The sequence below is a fragment of the Rhodococcus sp. NPDC057014 genome (assembly GCF_042673295.1).
Lineage (GTDB): Bacteria > Actinomycetota > Actinomycetes > Mycobacteriales > Mycobacteriaceae > Rhodococcus_F.
The window spans coordinates 1-2,545 of sequence record NZ_JBHUSF010000575.1 but is presented as its reverse complement, the minus strand read 5'-3'; the positions used below and the strand labels follow the sequence as shown (position 1 = coordinate 2,545).

Here is a 2,545-nt window from a genome sequence, read left to right as displayed (position 1 = left end):
GTAGGCTGCTCCGCCGCTCGTGCGCCTTTCCTGTAGCTCCCACTACCGGAAAGGCGCACGAGCTTTGCCCCCTGTTCACGTTCACCTGTCACGCTGGGACCCATGACCGGACAGCTGATCGTGTCGGTGTCGGGGATCAAGGACGAGACGCGCGACTTCGCGGCCGCGTTCGCCGAGGAGATGGATGCGCGCGGCGTGCCGCTGTCGCTGCTCGTCGCCCCACGCCTGAAAGACAAGTATCGACTGGTCAACGACCCCGCGACGCAGGACTGGCTCCGTGCGCGCCGATCCCGCGGCGACGCCGTCGTCCTGCACGGATACGACCAGGCCGCGACCAAGCGCCGCCGGGCCGAGTTCGCCGCACTGCCCGAGCACGAGGCGCGCCTGCGACTGCTCGCCGCCGACCGGGTGATGGAACAGACCGGGCTGCGCACCAGGCTGTTCGCCCCGCCCCGCTGGCTGGCGTCGCAGGGCGCCGTCGCGGCACTGCCGTCCGCCGGGTTCCGGCTGCTCGCCGCGATGACCGCCATCCACGACCTCGAACGCGGGACGTCGGTGCGGTCGCGGGTGCTGGGGATCGGGGAGGGGTTCCGCGCCGAACCGTGGTGGTGCCGGGCCCTCGTCCTGGGCTCCGGACGCACCGCCAAACGCGGCGGAGTGGTGCGTCTCGCCGTCACCGCCAAGCAGCTGGGCACGTCGGGACCGCGGCAGGCGATGCTCGACGCCGTCGACCTCGCGCTCTTCCACGACGCGCGGCCCGGCGTGTACCGCTGGGAGCGGCGGATTTCGCAGATCGGTGCCGCCTGACCCGTGAGTACTTGTTAACCGCCGGCGGTTAACAAGTACTCACAGGTCAAGCCACCTCGACGCTCGACTCGCTCGGCATCGTGCGGAACTCCGTGCCCTCCGGTGCCATGTCCGAGTAGCGACCGTAGAAGATGCCGGTGGCCTCGTTCGCGATGATCGCCTGGTGGATGGGCACCGCGACCCGCGGTGCGACGGCGCGCAGGTAGTCGATGGCCTCGGAGATCTTCAGCCACGGCGCCGCGGCGGGCAGGGCCAGCACGTCGACCTTCTGTTCCGGCACGAACAGGGAGTCGCCGGGGTGCATCAGCCGGGCGGGGTTGCCGGTGTCGCCGAGCAGGAACGCCGTGTTGTCGATCACGGGAATGTCGGGGTGGATCACCGCGTGCCTGCCGCCCGTGCCGGTGACGTGCACGTCGCCGATGTCGAACTCGTCGCCGGCGTGCACTCCCGTCCACGCGCCGCCGAGCTGGGCGGCGGTCTGCGGGTCGGAGTACAGCGCCGCGCCGGGGTTCGCCTCCACGAGGGCGGGTAGTCGCTGCTGGTCGACGTGGTCGGGGTGCTGGTGCGTGACGAGGATCGCGTCCAATCCGGTGATGCCCTCGAATCCGTGCGAGAAGTTGCCCGGATCGAAGAGGATGGTGGAACCGTTCAACTCGACGAGGACGCAGCTGTGGCCGAAGTGAGTCAGTCGCATGAATTCGAGTATGCGCCTGCATGCATGGCTCGTCCCGTTCGTCCGATGCGAACCGCAGGCAGGTAGCCCGGTAAACTCCCGGGTGCCCGGTGTTCCACTCTGGGCTCGCGCACAACAACAAGGAGCAGCACGTGGCCCGTGTCGTCGTCGAAGTCATGCCCAAGGCCGAGATTCTCGACCCCCAGGGGCAGGCCATTGTCGGAGCGCTGCCGCGGCTCGGCTTCGCTGGAGTTTCCGATGTCCGTCAGGGCAAGCGGTTCGAGCTCGAGGTCGACGGCAGTGTCGACGACGCTCAGCTCGAGAAGATCGCCGAGGCCCTGCTGGCCAACACGGTGATCGAGGACTGGACCGTGAGGCGCGTCGAAGCATGAGCGCCCGCGTCGGAGTCATCACCTTCCCCGGCACCCTCGACGACGTCGACGCCGCCCGCGCCGTGACCCTCGCCGGCGGCGAGGCCGTGAGCCTGTGGCACGGCGACGCCGACCTCAAGGGTGTCGACGCCGTCATCGTCCCCGGTGGCTTCTCGTACGGCGACTACCTGCGGTGCGGCGCCATCGCGCGGTTCGCGCCCGTCATGGGAAAGGTCGTCCAGGCCGCGCAGGGCGGCATGCCCGTCCTCGGTATCTGCAACGGCTTCCAGGTCCTGTGCGAAGCGGGCCTGCTGCCCGGCGCGCTCACCCGCAACGAGGGCCTGCACTTCATCTGCCGCGACGAGTGGCTGAAGGTCGAGGCCACGTCGACGGCGTGGACGTCCCGCTACGAGACGGGCGCCGAGATCCTCGTCCCGCTCAAGTCCGGCGAGGGCCGCTACCAGGCGTCGGCGAACGTCCTCGACGAACTCGAGGGTGAGGGCCGTGTGGTGTTCCGCTACGCCGGCGACAACCCGAACGGTTCGCAGCGCGGCATCGCCGGCATCTCCTCGGCCAACGGCCGCGTGGTAGGCCTCATGCCGCACCCCGAGCACGCCACCGAGGCCCTCACCGGGCCCAGCGACGACGGACTCGGCATGTTCTATTCCGTGCTCGACAGCGTCATCTCTGCCTG

At 69.6% G+C, this 2,545-nt stretch carries 4 protein-coding genes; 3 read left to right on the top strand and 1 reads right to left on the bottom strand.

Annotated elements, in window-relative coordinates:
* Positions 1-102 precede the first annotated feature (102 nt).
* On the top strand, positions 103-807 hold the full coding sequence (locus tag ACFTZB_RS44985; RefSeq protein WP_378442393.1) for a DUF2334 domain-containing protein: 705 nt from the start codon (positions 103-105) through the stop codon (positions 805-807).
* Positions 808-853: 46 nt separating this feature from the next.
* Here ACFTZB_RS44985 and ACFTZB_RS44980 read toward each other — a convergent pair whose 3' ends face one another.
* Positions 854-1,501 (bottom strand): MBL fold metallo-hydrolase, encoded by a 648-nt coding sequence (locus ACFTZB_RS44980; protein WP_378442391.1) that lies wholly within the window; start codon positions 1,499-1,501, stop codon positions 854-856.
* 131 nt (positions 1,502-1,632) lie between these two features.
* Between ACFTZB_RS44980 and purS the strand changes: the two genes are divergently transcribed.
* Complete coding sequence (gene purS, locus ACFTZB_RS44975; RefSeq protein WP_005244409.1) at positions 1,633-1,872, top strand: phosphoribosylformylglycinamidine synthase subunit PurS; 240 nt, start codon at positions 1,633-1,635, stop codon at positions 1,870-1,872.
* On the top strand, positions 1,869-2,545 hold a 677-nt coding region (purQ, locus tag ACFTZB_RS44970), incomplete at its 3' end, for a phosphoribosylformylglycinamidine synthase subunit PurQ (RefSeq protein WP_276138190.1). The genes purS and purQ, both read left to right, overlap by 4 nt.